The organism is Estrella lausannensis (assembly GCF_900000175.1).
In the GTDB taxonomy this organism is placed as follows: Bacteria; Chlamydiota; Chlamydiia; order Chlamydiales; family Criblamydiaceae; genus Estrella; species Estrella lausannensis.
In genome coordinates this window covers 44,679-65,786 of the sequence record NZ_CWGJ01000027.1, presented here as the reverse complement: position 1 = coordinate 65,786, position 21,108 = coordinate 44,679, and the positions used below count along the sequence as shown (strand labels likewise).

The window sequence follows — 21,108 nt, the reverse complement described above, 5'->3', positions numbered from 1 at the left end:
GGGTCTGTCAAAAAAAATGTGTAAATAACTTTGACTAGGTAGAGTGTTTTACTCTCCCTCTTCAAGAGAAAATTGCCACAGCGAAACGAAGTGTAGCTATGGTTTAATGTACTTACACTAGGAGACAGACAAATGAATCTACCTGCTAACTTTGACCTTCAAGCCGAATTGTCAAAATGTAAAACCGCCGACGATCTTACCGGCAAAAACGGCCTTATTCAGCGTCTTATAGGTAAAATGTTGGAGCAAATGCTCCAAAAAGAAATGGATGAACACCTCGGGTATGAAAAGCATTCCCATGAGGGGCACCTATCGGGAAACACCCGTAACGGACGATCCAAAAAAACAGTCAAAAGCAATTACGGCCAAATTGATCTGGAAATACCCAGAGATCGCAATGCTGAATTCGAGCCTATCGCTGTAAAAAAACATCAAAGAAGCATCAGCTCTTTTGATGATAAGATCATTTCAATGTACGCCAAAGGAATGACTACGCGGGATATACAATCGCATATCCAAGAGCTTTATGGATTTGAGATATCTCCTGCGATGATCTCGAACATCACCGAAAAAGTTGTCGAGGTTGCAACTGATTGGCAAGGAAGGCCGCTTCAGCCTGTGTATCCCATTGTTTACTTCGATGCTATCCACTACAAAGTAAAAGAAGGCGGAAAGGTCGTTTCTAAAGCTGCCTATACTTGCCTTGGGATTGATACTGAAGGGAAAAAGGATGTTCTGGGCCTTTGGATCGGGGAATCGGAGGGGGCTAAATTCTGGTTGAAGGTCTGCACTGATTTACAGAACCGCGGAGTCAAAGATATTCTGATAGCGTGCATTGACGGGCTGAAAGCCTTGCCTGACGCTATAAGGGCGATTTTCCCTGATGTGAAAATCCAGCTATGCGTGATTCATATGATCAGAAATTCTATAAAATTTATTCCTACAAAGCACTCGAAACCATTTATGACGGGGCTTAAAGAGGTATATGGAGCAAGTACCCTTGAACTTGCGGAGCAGAATCTTGAAAAGCTGCGGATGCGCTGGGAGGCGGATTATCCACTAGCAGTCAAGCCATGGATTACGCACTGGGAAAACGTGAAGACATTTTTCGAGTTTTCTGCCCCTATTCGGCGTATGATTTATACCACAAATTGCGTAGAATCGCTGCATAGGCAATTCCGGAAGGTGACAAAAAGCAAGGCTGTTTTCCCAACTGATGAGGCGTTGTTCAAAGCTCTGTATTTGGCGATCCGTGATGTAGCCAAAAAATGGACTATGCCGATACGTGAATGGAAAACAGTGATTTCCTATTTGGCGATTGCCTACGGTGACCGTCTTGGTTTGACAAACCAATGAAATGATTTACACAAAAAAATTGACAGACTCAAATAATCAGAATCGCGGTTTTTATCAAGAAACCTCTTTAATCTCCCGCTTGAGATGCGATTCAATATCAAAAACGAGTCCGCCCTGATATTCAGTCTCTAGAGTGCAAATATCTTTTTCTTTCAGCTCACCGAGGGGCCTGCTTTGGGAAAGAAGCGGCGCTAAGTTGAGAGTAACACCATCCTCTGGAAGGTACAAGGGATCAAAGATTCCTATATTGAGTAGAAACCGACGGGAAGTGCTTGCATCAAACTCTTTTTGAACAATTTTATCTTTGATAGCCTCTCCTGCCGCCACGACTTTGATCTTCCAAATAGCCACACCGCTAACATCCACTTTGCGGGCAAGGACAGAGAGACGCAGTTTCTTTACTTCGCCATCGCAGTCTGCCTCCATGTCGATGCTGACTTCTTTAGGGGTGAAGATCAGGAAATGGTTCGTTAATGGGAGCATAATCCTACCTCTTGTTAAACTCACTTTGACTTGTTTAATTTATACCAGGCATTATCTAGTCCGCAGGCGAAGAAACGTGCGCGAAACCTAGTAACATCACCATTTTTATCGTGGCCATTTACTTTTTGGCCCCTCACCATATGTTCTCCGTTGTCATAGCACGGCAAAACCGACAAGCCATCAGCTGTCTTATGGTCGAAAACCGTGAGCGTCTTAGAGTGCAATCCCCTATCTGAATCATTCGAAAAATAATACTGAAGAGCGTCATTTCCTGCTAATAACCAGTAAGATTCTTCAAGCATTTTTTTTACTTTATTATCCCCTTGAACATAAGCATGTTTGTAGCTATCCAAAATGAATCTTGTGTTCTCTATAAAGTAGTCCAATTCATCATCTGTATACAAACCCGAGTCATTGTCTATATCAAGCCTTTCCGCTCTTGCCTCTAGCTTTTTAAATATATCCTCAAACCCCTCATAGTTTGTTTTCATATATTTTATCACTTTTGCTCCGTCTTCACCCCCCGAGTAGGTGAGGGTGTTCAGGATGTTTATTAATTGTATGGCCACTCTATCCTTTTCACCCTGACTTTCTATAGGCAAAAACTGTGGCCAATAAATTTCATTGAGCGCTTGGTGATGCTTTTCGTCCACTTGGACTGCGGCAGATTGCATCGTCTGATGGGGAGCCACAGCGATCTTAAAATTGTTCTCGTTGAAAAGACTACTCTCGTTCAGCTTTGCAAATCTCTCCTCGCTGTAAGATGTCATGTAAGGGGCCGCGATATTGAAGCTTACTGGCTCTTTCATTATCTCCCGCCACTTTTCTTCAAGCTTTTCTATATTCTCCTTCACCTGTTTTTCAAGCGCTTCTATATCCCCCTCCCCCTGTTCTTCAAGCTTTTCTATACCCTCCTTCCCCTCTTTTTTAAGCTTTTCTATATCCGCCTTCCTCTGTTCTTCAAGCTTTTCTATAATATCTTGCATATAACCACTTAGCTGGGAGCCTGAATAGACGGCATCGTCAAAAAACACGACATTACGCACTAAAGGCCTATCAGCCAGACATTTGATGATTTGTTCGGGGGTTTCCAAAGCATCAACGGGTTGACGTTTTAACCTGGGGCCCATCAGCTCTGCGAGCCATTTATTGCTTTTACCCTCTTTGACAACCACGACATATTCCTTGTCTTCAGGAATAGCCTCGTTGATGTATTTCGCCAACACGTCCAGTTGCTCGTCGAACTCATTCCACGAGACATGCTTTGTGTTATTAAAACACTCAAGAAGAGCCTCCTTTTGGCTCTTCGAATAAACGTCTCTACCATCGAGAAGCTTTGCGTTAATGAAATCAGTGAAGAGATCTCTTCTCTTTCCAAGGTTTTTGTTTGTTTCATCGATCATGTCACCATCTAGCCGATTAATGCCATTCGGAGGGGTCGACGGATTTGGTGATAGGGGGACAGTGTAGTTCTCGTAGTCCTGTGGATAAACCTTTACCTCCGGTCCGCTAGGTTTCACCTCTGCTTTGCCGGAAGTTACAGCGGAGGCTTCGGTCGGAGAGGAGGAGGATTGGGTAGCAGCAAGAGGCTTAGCTTCTTGCACTAGCGGTGCAGCGTCTTCTTTCGGCCCCGCCAGAGCTGTCGCCTCAAGGGTCTTTTTTTCAAGCATCGCTGCGTTCAGATCCGGTTGCTCCGAAGCTGATTTAGACGCATCCTGTCCACTTACAAGCTCTTTCATTATTGTAGAAACAAGTGTCTCGCTGTCACTAACTTTTTTGTGTATTCTCGTAGCCACCCTTGGAGTTTCAGCAAATTGCGTATCAGGCAGCTCGTTCAAACTCTTTAATTTTACATCTATCTCTTCTAGCTTTTTATATAACTCCCTTTCATCAACCGGAGTTTTAAAATCACCTAATTCTTTTAAAACACTATCAATCTTCCTATTAACGGTATTTAATTCACCATGTACAGCGGAACTACTTGGAACTCTTATACCACTCACTTCACTTAATTGAGTGTAATATTGATTTTTAACTACAGGATTCAACATACCCACCCCTCAGATTACATTAAATAAAACAAAGGTATATCTTTATATTAACAAGACAACCACATATGTTGGGAGCCTGAATAGACGGCATCGTCAAAAAATACGACATTACGCACCGAAGGGTTGGCAGCCAGAAATTCGTTGATTTGACCTGGGGTTTCCAAGGCATCTAAGGGCAGGTGTTTTAACTTGGGGCCCATTAGCTCAGCAACCCATTTATTGCTTTTACCCTCTTTGACAACAACGACATAATCCTTGCCCTCTGGAATTGACTCGTCAATGTACTTCGCCACCGCATCCAGTTGCTTGTCAAACTCCTCCCAGGAAACATACGTTGTGTTATTAAAACACTCACGAAGAGCCTCCTTTTGGCTATTTGAATAAATGTCTCTGCCATCGTTAAACTTTGCGTTAGTGAAATTTGTGAAGAGATCTCTTCTCTCTCCATACTCATTTCCTCTTTCATCGACCATAACCCTGTCTAGCTCATTGATGCCATTCGGCGGGGTCGACGGATTTGTTGATAGGGGAACAGTGTAATTCTTGCAGACCTCTTGAAAACTCTTTCCCTCGCGTCTAGCAGGTTCCACCTTCGCTTTGTCGGAAGTTACAGCGGAAGCTTCGGCCTGGAAGGAGGAGGAGGAGGGGGGGGTAGCCGCAGGGGGCTTTGTTTCTTGCATTCGCGGTGCAGCGTCTTCTTTCAGACCCGCCAAAGATGCCGCCTCAAGAGTCTTTTTTTCAAGCATCGCTGCGTTCAGATCCGGTTGCTCCGAAGCTGATTTAGACGCATCCTGTCCACTTACAAGCTCTTTCATTATTGTAGAAACAAGTGTCTCGCTGTCACTAACTTTTTTGTGTATTCTCGTAGCCACCCTTGGAGTTTCAGCAAATTGCGTATCAGGCAGCTCGTTCAAACTCTTTAATTTTACTTTCAAGCATCGCTGCGTTCAGATCCGGTTGCCCCGAAGCTAATTGAGACACATCCTCCCCACCTGCAAGCTGTTTCATTATTTGCGAGACAATTTCCTCGCATTTATGAATATTGCCGTGTATTCTCGCACCCCTCTTTTCATTGCTAGAAAATTTACTATCAGGTAATTCATCAAAACACTTTAATTTCTTATCTATCTCTTCTAGCTTTTTATATAACTCCCTTTCATCAACCGGAGTTTTAAAATCACCTAATTCTTTTAAAATATTATCAATTTTCCTATTAACTGTGGTTAACTCACCATGTACAGCGGAGGTACTTGGAACTTGCACACCACTTACTTCACTTAATTGATTGTAATACTGATTTTTAATTACAGGATTCAACATACCCGCACCTCAGATTAACTAAACAAAACAAAGTTATAATTTTATTTTAACAAGGCGATCACATTTTCAATTAAATAATTTTATTTAAAGACGAGCAGATTTATTATCGACTTTGCTACGTAAATATTCCTGCAAGAAGTGAGAGACGAAGCGCTCCTCGTTTAGAACACCACCTGACTTGCTCCGAAGACGTAGAAGACATAGAAGTAAGACTTAAGCGGTTGACTGAATTTAAACTTAATCCCCGGCAGAAAGAAGAAGGCGATCGGCTCTTGAGAAGAGGCGTCAAATCATCCGGGAAACCTACCTATCCGGTAAGTAAAATTTCCTAAATCGCCGGGAAATAGGATGTAACTCCCGGTCAACTATTTCATGGTCAAGCAAAATGCTCTCCTTCTACAGAGAGACCGAAAAGTTAAAACCAGCCGATGGTACTCTGACAACCTCTTCACTCACTGCAAAATAGAGATTCGGTTCGCGTGTTTTTTTCTTGATGCCTGCGGCCGTGGAGTAATGCGCTACGTGCATCCCACAGAAAGCGATGAGGGTGACTGTCGAATGCCGATTTGGCGGAGCTAATTCAAGACTAGTGCAATGGCTTATAGAAAAGAGACCGTTTCTGCCGGAAGAGGTTGGGGTGGGGTATCAGAACAACTCCGCCATTTATCCCTGAAAGCAGTGGAATGAAAGAAGCTTTCTTTAAGATCTTTAAGAGGGATTTCATTTGATTTGGCAAACTAGCGGATGCCAAGGCAGTAATGGATCCAAGATAATCACCAAAGAGGAATGAATATGCTATCGCCACGAAAGTAAAAGCACAGAAACTTGCAAGTTAGTAATCCTGTCTAAATGAGGAGCGTTCTAATTCGGATTCAGCAACAAGTCCAAATTTTGCATGCTAAATAATCCCTTTACAGAGAGACCGAAAAGTTAAAACCACCCGATGGGGCTCTGACAACCTCTTCACTCAGTGCAAAGTAGAGATCCGGTTCGCGTGTTTTTTTCTTGATGCCTGCGGCCGTGGAGTAATGCGCTACGTGCATCCCACAGAAAGCGATGAGGGTGACTGTCGAATGCCGATTTGGCGGAGCTAATTCAAGACTAGTGCAATGGCTTATAGAAAAGAGACCGTTTCTGCCGGAAGAAGGTGGAGCTGTTTCAAAACAACTCCGCCATTTACCCCGAAAGCAATGGAAGGAAAGGCGCTTTCGTTAAGGTCTTTGTGAGGGATTTCATTTGATCTGGCGGGCGCCAAGACAGTAATGGATCCACGAAAAGCGCCCAAAGAGGAGTGAGTGTGCTCTTGCCAAGAGCCCCTTAACGGCCGAGAAAGGAGACTTTCAACCTGGAGAACCACAGCTTGAAAAGGCGGGAAATGTCTTTTTGATGCTTAAGCCAGCGCAAGGTAGCCCTCAGCCCAAAATACCTGTAGACGATCCGCATCGATTCGAAAAAATGGGTGACGACCATTTCTTTTGTGACGATCCGTAAGTCATAATCGGTCAAGATTCGATGCACGGAGCCAAACCGCAGGTCGCTTGCCTGCATGAAGCGGCAAAGCAAGTCAAACCCTCCCCGCAGCTTTAAGCCGGTGTCGAATTTTCCAATCTTTTTGAACATTTCCTTCTTGAAAAAGCAGGACTGCAAAGTGGTGGGCTGCTGCCCCATCCGCAGTAAATCTTGCGTCAGAGGGCGGTACAAATTTTTTAGATCGCCTCGCCCATCGCGTAAAATCGCCCCGCAGTAGATCAAGTCGGGACTGTTCAGCTCAAGCGCCTTGGTCATCATCAGCTTCAGAGTATGGCGCCATACGTAGTAGTCACCAGGAAACAAAAAGGCGATGTACTGACCGAGCGCTCTTGTAATACCCCGGTTCAGCATCTCATAGCGGTGAAAACCGGTCACGGAGTATAGCCGAATGCGATCGTCACGGAAACTTTTAATGACCTCAAGAGTGCGGTCCTGCGACCCGCCATCGATGATCGCCACCTCGAAATCAGGGTACTGCTGGTCCAAAATGGTCTCCAGCGTCAGAGAGATGATCTGCGCGCAGTTATAGGTAGGGACGACAATCGTCACCTTAGGGTATTCATAATCGTTGAAATACCCCTCTTCCTCAAAAAGCACATAAGGGAGCGGATCTTTAAGCTTATCGGCAGCAATCTCCGCAGTCGTCAGATCGAGCTGTTGCTTTGTCATCAATGAAAAATTCCATTCCATCCATCCGGCATGGGCAAGTAAAAAGACCTTGCAATCCGGGAAAAGGTGACTAATACTGGTTAAAGTCAAAGGGGTATACCGAAACAACTTGAAGAATTGGAAATTTGGCCAGGAGGGCCTTAAGAAATTTTTGTCCAGAGCGAGCGACCATTGCCGAGAGGCAAGGCGCGAGTGAGAACGAAAATTCTTAAGTAGACCGGACGAAGCCAAAGACCAATTCTTCAAGTTGTTTCGGTATACATATACCGAAACCAGACTTATACCGAAAGTGTCTCAAAATTCGGGATTTTGAGACACTTTCGGTATAAATCATCCATTTGCTTAACTTCGAAGGCCCATGAACAGAGACTATCAACATCCAGGACCTGCCGATACTCCCCTTGTGATCAAAAGATTGATACTGATCACCGCACTGTCGGCCCTCTTCTCGTCGCTTGCGGAAGTGTTCGTCAATGCTGTCTTCGCCCTTCCCGGCCCGCAAACTTTTCTTGCACTGAACACCTCCTACCTCTTCCAAGGATTTCTTTTTCAGCTCGTCACCTATCCACTTACTTACGGAACCCCGGGCGAAGGAGTCACGTTTTTCTACATGATCACCCTAGCGATCCATCTTTATGTCATGTGGATCATGGGAACCAATATTGTGGAAAGAATGGGGACTAGAGCGTTCGTCAAACTCTACCTCTACTCCACCCTCTTAGGAGGCATCGGCGGAGCGGCTTTCGCTTACCTTAATCACACGAGTGCGATCCTGACCGGCTGCACACCTCAGGTCCTTGCTATCTTGGTGGCCTGGACAGCATTAAACGGCGAGGGGCGTCTCTTTCTCATGTTCCCTCTCTCGATCAAGGCAAAGTGGCTGACCTTGATCGTTCTGCTGTTCACGCTCATTCCTCCCCTTTCGGCACTCGACTTTCCTCTATTTGCCTTCAATGCGTGCGGAGCGATGACAGGGTGGCTCTTCGCATTGACCTCCTGGCATCTTAAAAGCCCTTGGCGGCTGATCAAATCGGCCGAAGATAACCTCCTGATCTTTTTAGCCAGAGCAAAGCTCTATTTCCGCAAAAAGAGCGGCTCCAAAATCATCGACATCCGCTCCTTTAGGGAAGATACCGATGAGGAGTTCATGGATGATATGCTCGAAAAGATTTCCAAATTCGGCGAGGGGTCCCTCACCGCCCGGGAGCGAAAACGGATGCAAAGAATTTCCAGGCAAAAAAACCAGCCTCGCTAAAAAAAGCCGAATGACACCGAAGGTGTCTCAAAATCCGGTTTTCAAAAAATTGTGAGTCGCCCAATTTTAAAACCATGAGGCGACTTGCAATCTTAGGAGATTTCGCACCGCCAAACTCCCCAATTCCACCATACGTCGTATCAACTCCCCGCACTTTAGGCTTGCTGAAGCGCTTGTGCTCTCGTGGCTAAATCCCAGCCTGCACCCTCTAAATTTATATTAATTACTTACAGCGATTTTTAATTATTGGTTAAGATTGATTGACTTTAATTAATACAAAGTTTAAGATATTTACAAAACAAACAATTAAATGTGTATGAAAGTAAAAGTCAAACCATTTGATTCTCCTACAGCAGCTTTCGAGGAGTTGGAGAATTTCAAAGCCCATGAGCAGAAGCAATTGAGCCACGATCTCCAACTTTTCAAGCAACTTTTGGAGGCTAACCGTACCTCTTTCAGCCACCATCCTTACACGCTGAAAAAAGGAATCGTTGTCCTCTATAAAACGATCTTTTTTATTCTGGGAATCCTCATCAGCTTTCTCGGCATATACATCTGCTCGACCTCTTACAATTTTATCGCCGACCACCTGATAGCCGCTACCTTAGGAACCAAAATCTTCATTGCCGGACTTTCGGCCACTTTGGCGACTTTAGCATTTTTCTTCGCTGCCAAAATGCAGCCTCACCGCGAGATCGCCCTTGGCTTTGCAAAAAATGCCAAGCACAGAGCCAAGCGCCTCTACATGCGTAAAGTATTCTACCTTCGTTATCAAAGAGCCATTGAGCACGCCGAAATCGACGATGCTAAGACTTCATGGAAATTTCTTTTGGAAGATGTGATTGAGACTATAGAGGACAGGCAGGAAGACACCCTGCTTCTCCTTGAACGCATCTATCAGTCGGCAACTCTTCGCGCAGAAGAGAAAGAAAAACTGTTCAATCAGGCGCTCTATGAATTCCACACCAGCTTGAAAAAAGCGCTTCAATTTTTTGAATCCGGGATATCCCCCCGAATCTAGCGACAGTCAAAAACCCAATTTTGGAAACACTTTCGGTACAAAGGCCAATGCCTTTATCGGGTCATGCATCGGAGGAAGAAGACGGCGAGACGGAATATTCAGCGCTCTTCCTGTGCAATCTCTCCTGCCGAAGAGCCTGCATCGCCATCTGGATCGTCAAAAGACCGCATAAAACCCCCTCTTCGTAGCGGAAATAGGGGTTGGTTTCGAGCTCTTCAAAATCATTGGGCTGCAGAAGATCCTCTTTCGTCAGATGGGGCACAAAGCGCTTCCCGGCAGCGAAGAGTTTATTCTCCTGATCCTGAATAACTTCCTGAATCGTTTTTTCGACAAGACGCCAACTGATTTTATCGTCAGGCTGGTTCAGACCCATTGATCGCACCTTCGTTTTCGAGCCTTCGTTTTTTAAAAAAATCGCGCATCAGAGTAGCGCTCTCTTCCTGAAGAATTCCTCTGACAATTTCGATGGAATGAGTGGGATGCGGCTTCTCAAAGAGATCGACCCAGCTTCCGCACGCACCATGACGGATGTCGGGCGCCCCGTAGACAAGACGATCAACCCGGGAAAGAAGAAGGGCACCGGCGCACATGCTGCATGGCTCAAGCGTCGCGTAGAGAGTGGCGCCTTTCAGACGCCAGTTCTCTTCATGCGCTTCAGCGACTGTAATGCACAGCATCTCGGCATGCGCCGTCGCGTCTTTCAGCATTTCGACTTGGTTATGCGACCTCGCAATCACTTTGCCGTTTTTGACGACGACAGCTCCTACGGGTACCTCGCCCTTTTGGAAGCCTTTCCAGGCTTCCTTAAGGGCTTCCAGCATAAAAATTTCGTCAGCGTTTTGCGGGCTTATCTGAAACGGCAGCGGCTTCATGCTCTCCCTTGGACTCTACAACCTTTCTCTGCAAGTTGGCGATCTGCTTTTTCAGCGTCTCGATGTCGATTTGGTATTTTTTCTGCAGTCCTAAGATTTTCTTTTCATAACGATCTTCGAGACGGGCGATCTGCAGCTGGTAGGTTTTCTCTCTATCTTGCCAAGTCTTCATCTCAAGATCTTCGCTGTCCTTAGCAATTTTCTTGGCGCGCTCTGCCTCTGCATCCTTTCTCAAGGTCTCTAAAACTTCTTTGGGGAATACAACGGAGTTCAAAATGGAAAACAGGTAAACCTTGCCGGATCCGAAAAGACGGCTGGCCTCTTCTGCCAATTTATCGGCAAAAGGTCTTTCCAACTCTTTAAGATCTTGAAAGTCAGTCGTCACCTTTTTAAGATTCTCTTCAAAAAAGTAGTAGAGATCGGTATTTTTAAGCAGCCAGCGGTTAGAGATGAATTCACCGAGTTCCTCGGCGATTTCCGGCTTGGCCAGCGCTTTGTCGTAGCCGCTCACCAACTCATCAATTGTCAGCTTGCTGGGATTTTTCGATGGAAAAAACTGACGGGCAAACCCGATGTCTCTCTTCAAATGATCCTGTCTTAAGTCTTTTTTCACTTCATCGATGATCACAGGAATCCAGTCGTTCAAAATAACAAATTTTTCCTGGTAGGTCGTATCTTTCAGCATGGGCATCCCTTGGGGTTATACAAGTCGTTGTGACACAAATAGCTACACCGAAGGCTTTGGAAAGGGCGCTTTTCCTCTCAAGGAAAATACCCCGTTTACAATCCATTTTTAGGTTCTACCGGCATGTACACTTTGGCTTGTGTGATAAATGGCTTTGAATCTACCATGATTATGAAAGAAAAATCAAGCACGCAAGCTTGGAGGATGTGCAGAAAATCCGATCGGTCGATTTCAGCGCTCAAGCAGCCTGGAGCGGCCCCCATTTCTTCGGAAGATTTTGCAAATCCCCTCTTGAAAAAGTCCGCGGAACGATTCAGCCAAATCCATCTCTGAAGCTCCCGGAGTGCTTTGACTTTTCCTATCCTTATCGAGCGGAGTTCGCATGACAGAAGAAGAACATCCTTTTTACGGTTATGAGATCCTAAGAGAGAGAGAGCACGCCCAAATCGAAAAGATACTCTCCAAGCACAAGGGAAAACAAGCCGACGACCAGTTGAAAAAGGAAATTTACGAAGAGCTCCAGGATCTTAAAGACAAAGGAACGATCTCAATTCCCTTTAAAGTCGTGCTGCGCAAAGATCCGATGGCAAGACAAGCCCCCTATATAGAAGTGATCCTGGACACTAAACTCTGACCAAGGCGCATACAGGCGCTCTCTACAGCTCCTTTCCTTGCCGAATAAATGGCCATGTGCTATAATCTTAATAAAATCCTTATAAAAACAATACAAACCAAGACAATTTGTCTAAAAATTGTCCAAAATCTCAGGAAGGGGGATTCGCTGAATGTCTCTAGATAAAGGAACAAAAGAAGAGATCACAAAAAAGTTCCAGCTTCACGAAAAAGATACTGGATCTGCTGATGTGCAAATCGCCATTCTGACCGAACGCATCGCTGAATTGACAGAGCACCTGAAGCGCTCGCCAAAAGACCACGCGTCAAGGCTCGCACTTTTGAAGCTTGTCGGCCAGAGACGACGTCTTTTAGACTACCTCAACTCGACAGATACGGTGCGTTATCAGTCGCTGATTACCAAACTGAAGCTGCGTCGCTGATATTAAGAGGCGAAAGCGAAAGAAAAAGGCAGCTGCATAGCTGCCTTTGTTATTTAAGAGGCTAACGGTCAGCGACAAAACACAGGATCCCCTGGATTTTGCTGATAGTTGCCGCACACTAAACGGGTTACAATCCGTTTTTAAACTTGTAGGGAAAGCGAGCGGGAAACAAAGCGGAAGGCGATCAAAGCCGACTGCGGAGTCAATAGAAATCAGAAACCCGGCTTGGACAGGATGATCGAGGCTTGCTTTCTGAATTCTATTCTCCACTCTCCCTCTCATAAAGGCTAAACAAGCCTTAACTGAAATCAGCATACAAAGCGTTAGATTACAGTTTGCAGACAGTCTTGTAAGCTTCCCTGCACACAACTGAAATTGCTAAACAAAGGATAACTCATGTTTCAAAAACAACAGATGGAAATCGAAGTCGCAGGAAAGAAGATCAGCTTCGAAACCGGGATGATCGCCAGACAAGCCAACGGCTCTGTCGTCGTCCGCTCGGGCGAAACCCTGCTATTTTGTTCCGCTTGCGCTACAGGGAAAGCGGCTTCCGCCGACTTTTTACCACTCAGAGTAGACTATCAGGAAAACTTCTCATCCGCAGGCAAAACCCTGGGCGGATTCATCAAGCGTCAAGGCAAACTCTCGCAAAGAGAGATCCTGATCAGCCGACTGATCGACAGACCCATTAGACCGATGTTTCCGGAAGGCTTCTACAATGAAGTGCAGCTGCTCTGCTACGTCTGGTCCTACGATGGCGTAACAGCACCCGATCCCCTCGCCATCACAGCCGCATCCGCAGCACTCGCCATCTCCGACATCCCTCTCGTCAAGCCGGTTGCCGGCGCCAGGGTAGGTCTTATCAAAGGCGAATTCGTTGTCAACCCGACCATCCAGGAAATGCAAGAGTCCCGTCTCGACCTGATGCTTGCCGGTACTGAAGACGCTGTCTTGATGATCGAAGGCTACGCAGACTTCCTGACTGAAGAAGAAGTGTTGAAAGCCATCGAGCTCGGCCATGAAGCCATCCGCATACAGTGCCACGCCATCCATGACTGGCAAGTCAAGATCGGCAAGCCCAAGATGAAAGAAGATATCCTGCTTGTCATCCCGGAAGCGACCCACCAGGCTGTTGAAAAGATCGCCAAAGAAAAGCTGCTTTCCGCTCTCCGCATCATCAAAAAGCAAGAGCGCGAAGAGGCTCAGGGAGCTATCAAAAAGCAAGTCATGGAAACGCTCTGTCCGGAAGGAGAGGATAAACCCGCTCACGACCCCTCCATGGTAGAGAAAGCCTTGAAAGAGCTTGAATCCACGATCATGCGTAAGATGATTCTCGAAGAAGGCGTCCGCAGCGATGGAAGAGGCGTCAAAGACATCAGAGCGATCGATATCGCGATGTCCTACCTTCCAAGAACGCACGGCAGCGCCGTCTTCACACGCGGCGAAACCCAGTCCGTCGCTGTCTGCACACTCGGCGGCGAAACAATGGCTCAGCGTACCGAGAGCCTTGAGGGCGAAGATGCCGACAGGTTCTACTTACACTACTTCTTCCCCCCCTTCTCCGTTGGAGAGGTCGGCCGCGTCGGCCCACCGGGACGACGTGAAGTCGGCCACGGCAAGCTGGCGGAAAGAGCTCTAAGGGCAATACTCCCCGAGAAGGAAAAATTCCCCTACGTCATCCGCCTGGAATCGAACATCACCGAATCCAACGGCTCCTCGTCCATGGCTTCCGTCGGCGGCGGCTGCCTGTCGATGATGGATGCCGGCGTTCCTGTCACCCGTCCGGTGTCCGGGATCGCAATGGGCCTCATTTTAGAGGAAGGCAAGTTCACCATCCTCTCCGACATCTTAGGAATCGAAGATGCGCTCGGCGACATGGATTTTAAAATCACCGGTGACAAAGAGGGTATCTCTGCCTTCCAGATGGATATCAAAGTCGAAGGTATCACCATCGATATCATGAAGCACGCGCTGAACCAAGCCAAGGAAGGCCGACTCCACATCCTGGAGAAGATGATGCAAGCATCCCCTGCTCCAAAGCAGATGTCCAAGCATGCGCCTCGTATCGAAACGCTCAAGATTAAGCAGAGCAAGATCGGCGAGGTCATCGGTCCCGGCGGCAAACAGATCCGTGCGATCATTGAGCAGACAGGCGTTGAAATCGATATCAACGATGATGGCATCATCTCCATCACCTCGCCCAACTTCGAACAGATCGAAAAAGCCAAAGCGATCATCTTGGGCATTACGTCCGAAGCAGAAGTCGGCAAGGTCTATGAAGGCAAAGTCACTTCTGTGGTCGCTTTCGGCGCTTTCGTCGAGATCCTTCCCGGTAAAGAAGGCCTCTGCCACATCTCTGAATTTGACAACTTCCGCATTAAGAACATGACGGATGTCGTGAAAGAAGGAGACACCGTCCATGTGAAGGTGTTGGAAATCAATGACCGCGGCCAAGTTAAGCTAAGCCGCAAGGCAACGCTGCCGCAGGCGAGCGCCTAAATGTCAAAAGCCCGGCTTTAGAGCCGGGCTTTTTTTTTGGAGACAAAGTGTTCGATTTGAGTCTCTGCCAGAAACCGCATCAGTTAGATCGCCAAAATCAGCTGAGCGGCCGTCAATTCGTTCCGCAGTATATCGCGTACAGAGCTTCCACCACCTTTTTAGCTTTAGGCGAATCAATACTATAATTGACCGTTTGCCCCTCCTTGTGCGTTTTAACCAAACCTTCACTGCGCATCCTGCCAAGGAACTGCGACACCTGCGACTGACTCGCTGCGCCACCCTCTGCTTCGACGATTTCCGAGACGCTCATCTCGCCTTTCCGCGCTAAATTGCACAAAATTGATAACCGGACCGGGTGCGCAAGCTGCTTGAGCAGCCCGTCCAGCTTCTCTTTTTTGCTCTCCATAATCCCCCTCCTTGACTATATTACATTATTATAATATAATGATATTATAACATCAAGAACTACTAAGCAAACCCAAGGGAGATTTTATGGAAAGTTTTTCAACCGTCGGCCCCGAAAGCCTCCATCCCGTAGACTTCAAAAACGAAATCATCCTGGACGTACGCACCCGAGTGGAGCATGATGAAAAGCACATAGGCTTCGAGCACGTGCTCGTCCCGGTAGACGAATTAAACCCAAGTGATTTCATGAAAAGACACGGACTTGCCCACGATGCCGCTGTCTACATTCTCTGCCGCAGCGGCAAACGCGCCAGCCAAGCGGCACAGGCGTTTGTTGCCTCCGGATACAGCAATGTGAAGGTCATTGAGGGTGGGATTATCGCCTGCGAAGAATTTGGGCATCCCATCAAAGGCTACGGAAACAAAATTTCCTCCTATAAGCGCCCGATATCTCTGGAGCGCCAAGTGCGCATTGCAGCGGGTCTACTCACCCTGACGGGTTCCGCTCTGGGGTTGCTGATTAACCCGCTCTTTACCCTCATCCCTCTTTTTGTCGGAGGCGGACTGGTTTTTGCAGGATTGACAGATAGTTGCGGCATGGGTCTGCTCCTTGCCAAAGCGCCCTGGAACAGGAAAGAAAAGCAAACAGAGGGGCCTTCTTGCTGTTCTTTTCCGGTGAAAAGCACCTGTCATGCCCCGGAGGGAGCCCCCTTAAAAGGAGATAGCTGCCAAATTTCAAACAGACGAAAATAGGAAACAAGCATGGGCTTTGATCTATCGCTAGTCGGGTATGGCGCTTTAATCGGCCTCTCACTTGGACTGACGGGGAGCGGCGGGTCTATTTTGGCCATCCCGCTCCTCGTTTATGGCGCCAAAATGCCCGTGCAGCAAGCGCTTGTCATTTCCTTGTTAGTCGTTGCCTGCATAGCGGCCTTCGGAGCGATTAGACAGACCCTGGATCAAAAGGTAAACTGGGTCGCGGCGTTTCAGTTTTCTCTGGCAGGTATGATCGTGTCGCCGATAACCGTGGGATTGACATCAGAGGTCAACGAAACTTTCCGAGTGGGATTGTTTGCCTTGCTCATGCTGGTAGCTGCCTGGTCAATGCTTCGGCCCGCTTCTTTTCTCACAACTAAACCTCCCGGTAAACGCACGAGGCTTTCAACTCTGCTGTTAATCAACATCGGCGGCGCCATTTCCGGCATTATGGCAGGTTTTTTTGGCGTCGGCGGCGGTTTTATTATCGTCCCCTTCTTAAACTTAATCTTCGCCATGCCCTACGCCACCGCGGTCGGTACATCCCTGGCCAGTATCGCAATGATCTCTCTGACCTCTTTGGCCGGGCATCTGATCGAAAGTGCAACGCTGGATATTGGAGCACTGATCCCATTTATTCTCGGTGGCGCCCTCGGCCTCCTAATCGGCACCTCTGTGATTAACAGGCTGCCGGATCAAATCACCCGGGTCCTATTTGCTTCAGTGACAGCCTCTCTCGCCATTTTCATGTTGATCGACATATTTTTGTAACAAGTGCTGAACATAGACTATACCGAAAGTCTCTCAAAATTTGGTTTTTGGCAAAGAGAAAGCTCTCGCGATTGAATGATCGTAAGCCACCTAATATTAGAAATATGAGGTGACTTACGATCATTCAATCCCGAGGCTTTCTCAAAGCCAAAATCCCAAGTTTTGAGATACTTCCGGTATAAAAGCCATGAAAGCTTAGACTACTCAGTGATTCTGTAACATCAAGCCTGTACAAGGAGACTAAGATGACCAAAGATTATAAGTCGATTATAGGAGATATCAGCGCCTACAGCAAAGAGCTGCACAAACTGATACCCGACACCATGGCCGGTTTCACCACTATGGCAAGATCAGCGACGACGACCAAGGTGCTCGATGAAAAAACTAAAGAGATGATCGCGCTTGCGCTCGGCGTCGCTGCACGATGCGATGGGTGTCTGGGCTATCACGCCAAAGCTCTCGCGCGTCTCGGCGCGTCACGGGAAGAAGTAGCAGAGGTGCTCGGCATGGCCATCTATATGGGAGGAGGCCCTTCTCTGATGTATGCCGCCGATGCTTTGCTTGCTTTCGATCAGTTCACAAGAGAGAGAGTATAGAGCCAATTCTTTGGATGACAGGGCCGGAGGGCGTCACCTCCGGCCTCTTTCGGGAAAAGCGAAAAGCTATACCGCAACAACTTGAAGAATTGGAAATTTGGCCAGGAGGGCCTTAAGAATTTTTGTCCAGAGCGAGCGACCATTGCCGAGAGGCAAGGCGCGAGTGAGAACGAAAATTCTTAAGTAAACCCGACGAAGCCAAAGACCAATTCTTCAATTTGTTTCGGTATACTTAAGCGCTTTGAAACCAACTAGCGGAACCAGGCAATCTTTGGCAGCAGCGCCCGAGAGCGCCGATTCGATCAGGTGGTGGATCAGGTCCGGATAGAGCATTCTGGGCTCTGACTTCTCCCAAAGATAAAACGAGAGAGAGCCGGGAATCGGGTTGATCTCGTTGAAGTAGAGAGTGTCGCTGTTTAAATCCAAGATAAAGTCGAGCCGGGCGATCCCTTTGGCTCCGATTGATTCATAAAACCGGGCGGCAAAATCTTGTGCGCGGCGTTTGATCTCGCATGAGAGGTCAACCGGGTCGATCACTCTCTGCAACGAGGCCATCCCCTGACTTGCCGCCGATGTTTTCGATCCCCCCCGCATATACTTATCCTCATAGCTCAAGGCCCCGCCCGATGACAAAGGGATCTCCACCACCGAAGTGCGGATGGGGTTTGTGTCCAGCACAGCTACGTTGATTTCCATGATGTTGGTAACGCAAGGCTCCACCAGAGCCTTTTCATCATACTGAAGCGCTTTGGCCAGAGAGACCTTTAAAGCCTCCAGATGGCCGGCTTTGGATATGCCGATCGAAGAACCTAAATGCACAGGTTTCACAAAGTAGGGATAGGAATCTTTCCCCAAGCGGTCCTCGACCTCCTTAGCAAGCTTGCAAATATCCTTTACCGCCGCCTGCCGTTTGACTTCCACATAGGGAAGAGTTGGAATTCCCTCTGCCTGCGCCACCTTTTTGCACACTGTCTTATTCATCGCCACGGAAGAGGCCATGACCTGGCAGCCGGTATAGGGAATGGAAGCTAGCTCAAGCAGCCCTTGAACGCAGCCGTCTTCGCCATATTGCCCGTGGAACGCCAACAGGCAGGCGTCAGGCCGAAACGGTTTGGTCAAGGAAACGACTCCCCCCTCGACAGGAACAAATCCGCGAATGGAGGGATCTGCCGGAAGCAGGATCTCCCTCAGCTTTTTCTTCTCCGCATCGAACCGGGTGTAGGTTTTTTTATCGTAAAGCCCCTCTCCGGTATACCACTTACCATCCAAGGCAAGATACACAGGAATTACCTCGTAGGATAGGGGGTCGATAGCCTGCATCGATTGGAGCGCGGTGATAATGGATATCTCATGCTCGGAAGATCTGCCGCCATACATTACGGCGATGCATTTACGTTTAGCCATGGTGCACCCGGTCGTTAAAAAGCTTCTTTAGCTTCATGAAGGTCAAGAAGATCGTTCTCGATTAAGAGAACATCTCCCTCCTTCCTATTGTCTTTCAGATAGTGAAATGCTTCGTCTCGCCCTTTAAAAAAGAGGATGTTTTCCGGGCTCATGCCCCCTTTTAAAAGACCTCTCTTGAGGGCCTCTCGGTTTGTCTCTCCGACAATCAGCGCTAAATCAGCTACTTTGGCGGAGGCAAAAGCAACCTCTTCGTTCTCTTTCTCCTGCTCTTCAGCCAGTTCGATCATTCCCGGAGTCATCAGAATACGCCGCTTCCCGTCAACGGAAGCGAGCACATCGACAGCAGCTTTAAAGCCGCTCGGGTTGGAGTTGTAAGCGTCGTGCAAGACCGTGATGTCGCCCTCGCGGCGCACCTGCAGTCTGTTATCGTACGCTTCAAGATGAGGAAGCAGTGCAGTGACAAAAGCAGGATCGGCACCGAGGTGGCAAACAGTCAAAAAGGCCGATCCGAGATTGGCGATGATGGGCTTGCCATGCAGTGAAACCGTTGCCGTATAGGGTTTTCCCCTCCAAAGAAATTCCACTTCCGTGCCAGCGGCACCGCTTTTTAGAAGTGTCATTTTTAAATCGAGAGGCCCGAGATCTTCACTGTAACCATAGTACAAGACAGCCTTTTTAGGGTTCTCCAAGCCAATTTTTCTGCAGAGTGGATCGTCACCGTTCAATACCAAAAAGCCATCTTCCGGAACTGCCTCTGCCAGCTCCGCCTTTGTCTTGCGGATCATCTCCTGACTGCCAAACCTCTCCAGGTGGGCTTTACCGATAATTGTTAAGATTGCCCCTCTGGGCGGAGTCAGTTTGGTTAAACGATGGATAGATCCCTTCCCGTACGCCGCCATTTCCACCACCGCATAAGGAGTGCGGTCTTTCAGGCGCTCGCGGATCTCACGTGTTATTCCCATGGGGGTGTTGACGCCTTTTCCGGGAAAAAACGTAGGACCCAGAGATTGCTGCATCAGCTTGGATAGAAAATGTTTTGTCGTCGTTTTACCGTAACTTCCCGTGATCCCGATCACGAGGGGGTTGACGTCAAGAAGCCTTTTCTTTGCCTCCTCCATAAAACGTCTCTGCCGCCTCGTCTCGTCAATGCTCAAAACTGCCACGGCTGCAAGAAGGTAAAGAGGCACCGCCTGGCTGATCAGAAGAGCTGCGGGCCAGGCAGGAAAGAAGCGATAAAAGAGTAGAAGAAGCATCGCAAAACAGAGGGCGGGCATGGCCGAGGCAACCCATAAAATACGCTTTGCCCTCGCTGTCATTTTAAGCGGCATCTTCCCTGATTTCTCTGGGTTATTCTCCATGAGTCCAATGACCAGATAGCCTAAAGCCATCCAGGGGGTGGCTTCCCAGCCCAAAAGGGATATCGCCCCTCCGCAAAGAGCGACGGCCGATCCCCTCATATCAAAAGCTTTTTTCTCAACAAACCATCGAACGAATCTCGAAGGAATATAATCGTCTTGCTGCAGGTAGCGTAAAAGCCTCTTCATCCTGCGGTAGATAAAAAAAGAAAATGCCGCGAGCAGAGATAGAAGAGAGATCATTTGCGCACCAGGGAGAAATCTTCCAAAAATTGATGAATATGCTTTTGCATCAGATGCCTTCCGACATCTTCAAACGGCCTATGATCGAGCGTCGGATAGATTACAAGCTGAGACTGTCTTATCATACGGTTCAGGCGATGCCCCATTTCCGGTGGAGTCTCCTGATCCCTCCCTCCAAACAAGATTAAGGTGGGAGTCTTGATTTTGAAAATCTTATCGTCAACGTTTTCATTGACCGAGCGAACGAGAATATTTCTCACATGGGGGAAAAGATTGTAATCACTCGAACCAAATTGGGGAGCGAACCAGCTTTTGAAGAGGTGCTTGCCAGAGAGTTTATCAAACAGCTTAACCGCTTTGCCAAGCGTTTTAACTGAATGAAACCTGAGAGACTGAGTAAGCGTCCGCTTTCTCCTGAGTCCTGAAGTAGCGATCAGCACCAGCTTTCTTATCCTGTCGGGATATAGGGAGGAAAACATCATTCCGACCTTGCCGCCAAAAGAATGTCCAGCGATATCGATCTTTGCTATCGCCTCTTTATCCAAGAAGTCTTTCAGCAACGCAGCAAAATCCTCAGCGGAGACAGCGGAGTCTAGCGGAGGGGAATTTCCAAAACCGGGAAGATCGATCAGGATGACCTCTCTTGTATCCGATAAAAGCTCTGCGAGAGGTCGTAGATTCTCCAGTGTATTACCAAAACCATGAATCATGACAAGGGGGATGCCCCCCTTCCCTAACCTTACGAAGTGAAGAGCGGATCCCTCTTTTTTCATGGCTTCAAC

Annotated in this window: 22 protein-coding genes; 9 read left to right on the top strand and 13 right to left on the bottom strand. The window is 47.6% G+C overall.

All coding sequences use genetic code 11. From position 1 onward, the window contains the following. The first annotated feature begins 132 nt into the window (after positions 1–132). Entirely contained in the window at positions 133–1,356 is a 1,224-nt protein-coding gene (locus tag ELAC_RS10350) for an IS256 family transposase (protein ID WP_098039060.1), read from the top strand. A 54-nt stretch (positions 1,357–1,410) separates the two neighbouring features. On the opposite strand, the gene ELAC_RS10345 is transcribed toward ELAC_RS10350, so the two are convergent. From ELAC_RS10345 to ELAC_RS10325, 5 genes are all read right to left on the bottom strand, one after another. Next, a complete protein-coding gene (locus ELAC_RS10345) occupies positions 1,411–1,839 on the bottom strand; it encodes a hypothetical protein (protein WP_098039216.1) in 429 nt (142 codons plus the stop codon). 20 nt (positions 1,840–1,859) lie between these two features. Further along, positions 1,860–3,890, bottom strand: a complete 2,031-nt coding sequence (locus ELAC_RS10340) for a phosphoribosyltransferase-like protein (RefSeq protein ID WP_098039215.1) — start codon at positions 3,888–3,890, stop codon at positions 1,860–1,862. A gap of 47 nt (positions 3,891–3,937) precedes the next feature. Beyond that, positions 3,938–4,705, bottom strand: coding sequence for a hypothetical protein (locus ELAC_RS10335; RefSeq protein WP_098039214.1), 768 nt, complete (start codon positions 4,703–4,705; stop codon positions 3,938–3,940). Positions 4,706–4,787: 82 nt separating this feature from the next. Beyond that, a complete protein-coding gene (locus ELAC_RS10330; protein WP_098039213.1) occupies positions 4,788–5,210 on the bottom strand; it encodes a hypothetical protein in 423 nt (140 codons plus the stop codon). A 1,317-nt stretch (positions 5,211–6,527) separates the two neighbouring features. After that, positions 6,528–7,409, bottom strand: coding sequence for a glycosyltransferase (locus ELAC_RS10325; RefSeq protein WP_098039212.1), 882 nt, complete (start codon positions 7,407–7,409; stop codon positions 6,528–6,530). 358 nt (positions 7,410–7,767) lie between these two features. Here ELAC_RS10325 and ELAC_RS10320 point away from each other — a divergent pair, with 358 nt between their 5' ends. Both ELAC_RS10320 and ELAC_RS10315 read left to right on the top strand, forming a co-directional pair. Continuing rightward, complete coding sequence (locus ELAC_RS10320) at positions 7,768–8,664, top strand: rhomboid family intramembrane serine protease (protein WP_098039211.1); 897 nt, start codon at positions 7,768–7,770, stop codon at positions 8,662–8,664. Positions 8,665–8,980: 316 nt separating this feature from the next. Further along, positions 8,981–9,685 carry a hypothetical protein gene (locus ELAC_RS10315; RefSeq protein WP_098039210.1) on the top strand — a complete coding sequence of 235 codons (705 nt, stop codon included), beginning with the start codon at positions 8,981–8,983 and terminating at the stop codon, positions 9,683–9,685. Between the two features lie 61 nt (positions 9,686–9,746). Here the strand turns inward: ELAC_RS10315 and ELAC_RS10310 are convergent, their stop codons facing one another. The 4 genes from ELAC_RS10310 to ELAC_RS11790 form a co-directional block, all read right to left on the bottom strand. Further along, the gene (locus ELAC_RS10310) at positions 9,747–10,058 is read right to left on the bottom strand and encodes a hypothetical protein (RefSeq protein WP_098039209.1); all 312 of its coding nucleotides are present in this window, start codon (positions 10,056–10,058) and stop codon (positions 9,747–9,749) included. Beyond that, positions 10,039–10,557, bottom strand: a complete 519-nt coding sequence (gene tadA, locus ELAC_RS10305; RefSeq protein ID WP_098039208.1) for a tRNA adenosine(34) deaminase TadA — start codon at positions 10,555–10,557, stop codon at positions 10,039–10,041. Before tadA ends, ELAC_RS10310 begins: the two co-directional genes overlap by 20 nt. Next, the gene (locus tag ELAC_RS10300) at positions 10,517–11,242 is read right to left on the bottom strand and encodes a hypothetical protein (protein ID WP_098039207.1); all 726 of its coding nucleotides are present in this window, start codon (positions 11,240–11,242) and stop codon (positions 10,517–10,519) included. Before ELAC_RS10300 ends, tadA begins: the two co-directional genes overlap by 41 nt. Before the next feature lie 231 nt (positions 11,243–11,473). Then, the gene (locus tag ELAC_RS11790; RefSeq protein ID WP_158227870.1) at positions 11,474–11,626 is read right to left on the bottom strand and encodes a hypothetical protein; all 153 of its coding nucleotides are present in this window, start codon (positions 11,624–11,626) and stop codon (positions 11,474–11,476) included. Between ELAC_RS11790 and ELAC_RS10290 the strand changes: the two genes are divergently transcribed. The 3 genes from ELAC_RS10290 to pnp all read left to right on the top strand — a co-directional run bounded on the left by ELAC_RS10290 (position 11,625) and on the right by pnp (position 14,796). Then, complete coding sequence (locus ELAC_RS10290; RefSeq protein WP_098039205.1) at positions 11,625–11,876, top strand: hypothetical protein; 252 nt, start codon at positions 11,625–11,627, stop codon at positions 11,874–11,876. The two genes, ELAC_RS11790 and ELAC_RS10290, sit on opposite strands and share 2 nt — an antisense overlap. A gap of 151 nt (positions 11,877–12,027) precedes the next feature. Further along, positions 12,028–12,297 carry a 30S ribosomal protein S15 gene (gene rpsO / locus ELAC_RS10285; RefSeq protein ID WP_041016844.1) on the top strand — a complete coding sequence of 90 codons (270 nt, stop codon included), beginning with the start codon at positions 12,028–12,030 and terminating at the stop codon, positions 12,295–12,297. A 396-nt stretch (positions 12,298–12,693) separates the two neighbouring features. Next, positions 12,694–14,796: a polyribonucleotide nucleotidyltransferase gene (pnp, locus tag ELAC_RS10280; RefSeq protein ID WP_098039204.1), complete on the top strand. Its 2,103-nt coding sequence runs from the start codon at positions 12,694–12,696 to the stop codon at positions 14,794–14,796. Positions 14,797–14,908: 112 nt separating this feature from the next. Here pnp and ELAC_RS10275 read toward each other — a convergent pair whose 3' ends face one another. Continuing rightward, positions 14,909–15,202 (bottom strand): ArsR/SmtB family transcription factor, encoded by a 294-nt coding sequence (locus tag ELAC_RS10275; RefSeq protein WP_098039203.1) that lies wholly within the window; start codon positions 15,200–15,202, stop codon positions 14,909–14,911. Between the two features lie 86 nt (positions 15,203–15,288). On the opposite strand from ELAC_RS10275, the gene ELAC_RS10270 reads away from it, so the two are divergent. The 3 genes from ELAC_RS10270 (at position 15,289) to ELAC_RS10260 (ending at position 17,324) form a co-directional block, all read left to right on the top strand. Next, positions 15,289–15,954 (top strand): rhodanese-like domain-containing protein, encoded by a 666-nt coding sequence (locus ELAC_RS10270; protein ID WP_098039202.1) that lies wholly within the window; start codon positions 15,289–15,291, stop codon positions 15,952–15,954. Between the two features lie 9 nt (positions 15,955–15,963). After that, entirely contained in the window at positions 15,964–16,728 is a 765-nt protein-coding gene (locus ELAC_RS10265) for a sulfite exporter TauE/SafE family protein (RefSeq protein ID WP_098039201.1), read from the top strand. 245 nt (positions 16,729–16,973) lie between these two features. Next, on the top strand, positions 16,974–17,324 hold the full coding sequence (locus ELAC_RS10260) for a carboxymuconolactone decarboxylase family protein (RefSeq protein ID WP_098039200.1): 351 nt from the start codon (positions 16,974–16,976) through the stop codon (positions 17,322–17,324). A 213-nt stretch (positions 17,325–17,537) separates the two neighbouring features. On the opposite strand, the gene ELAC_RS10255 is transcribed toward ELAC_RS10260, so the two are convergent. From ELAC_RS10255 to ELAC_RS10245, 3 genes are read right to left on the bottom strand one after another with little or no spacing between them, the layout of a single operon-like run. Further along, entirely contained in the window at positions 17,538–18,701 is a 1,164-nt protein-coding gene (locus ELAC_RS10255) for a D-alanine--D-alanine ligase family protein (protein WP_420810335.1), read from the bottom strand. Between the two features lie 41 nt (positions 18,702–18,742). Further along, complete coding sequence (locus ELAC_RS10250) at positions 18,743–20,326, bottom strand: Mur ligase family protein (protein WP_098039198.1); 1,584 nt, start codon at positions 20,324–20,326, stop codon at positions 18,743–18,745. Next, entirely contained in the window at positions 20,323–21,099 is a 777-nt protein-coding gene (locus ELAC_RS10245; RefSeq protein WP_098039197.1) for an alpha/beta fold hydrolase, read from the bottom strand. The genes ELAC_RS10250 and ELAC_RS10245 overlap by 4 nt, the downstream gene beginning before the upstream one ends. Positions 21,100–21,108 lie beyond the last annotated feature (9 nt).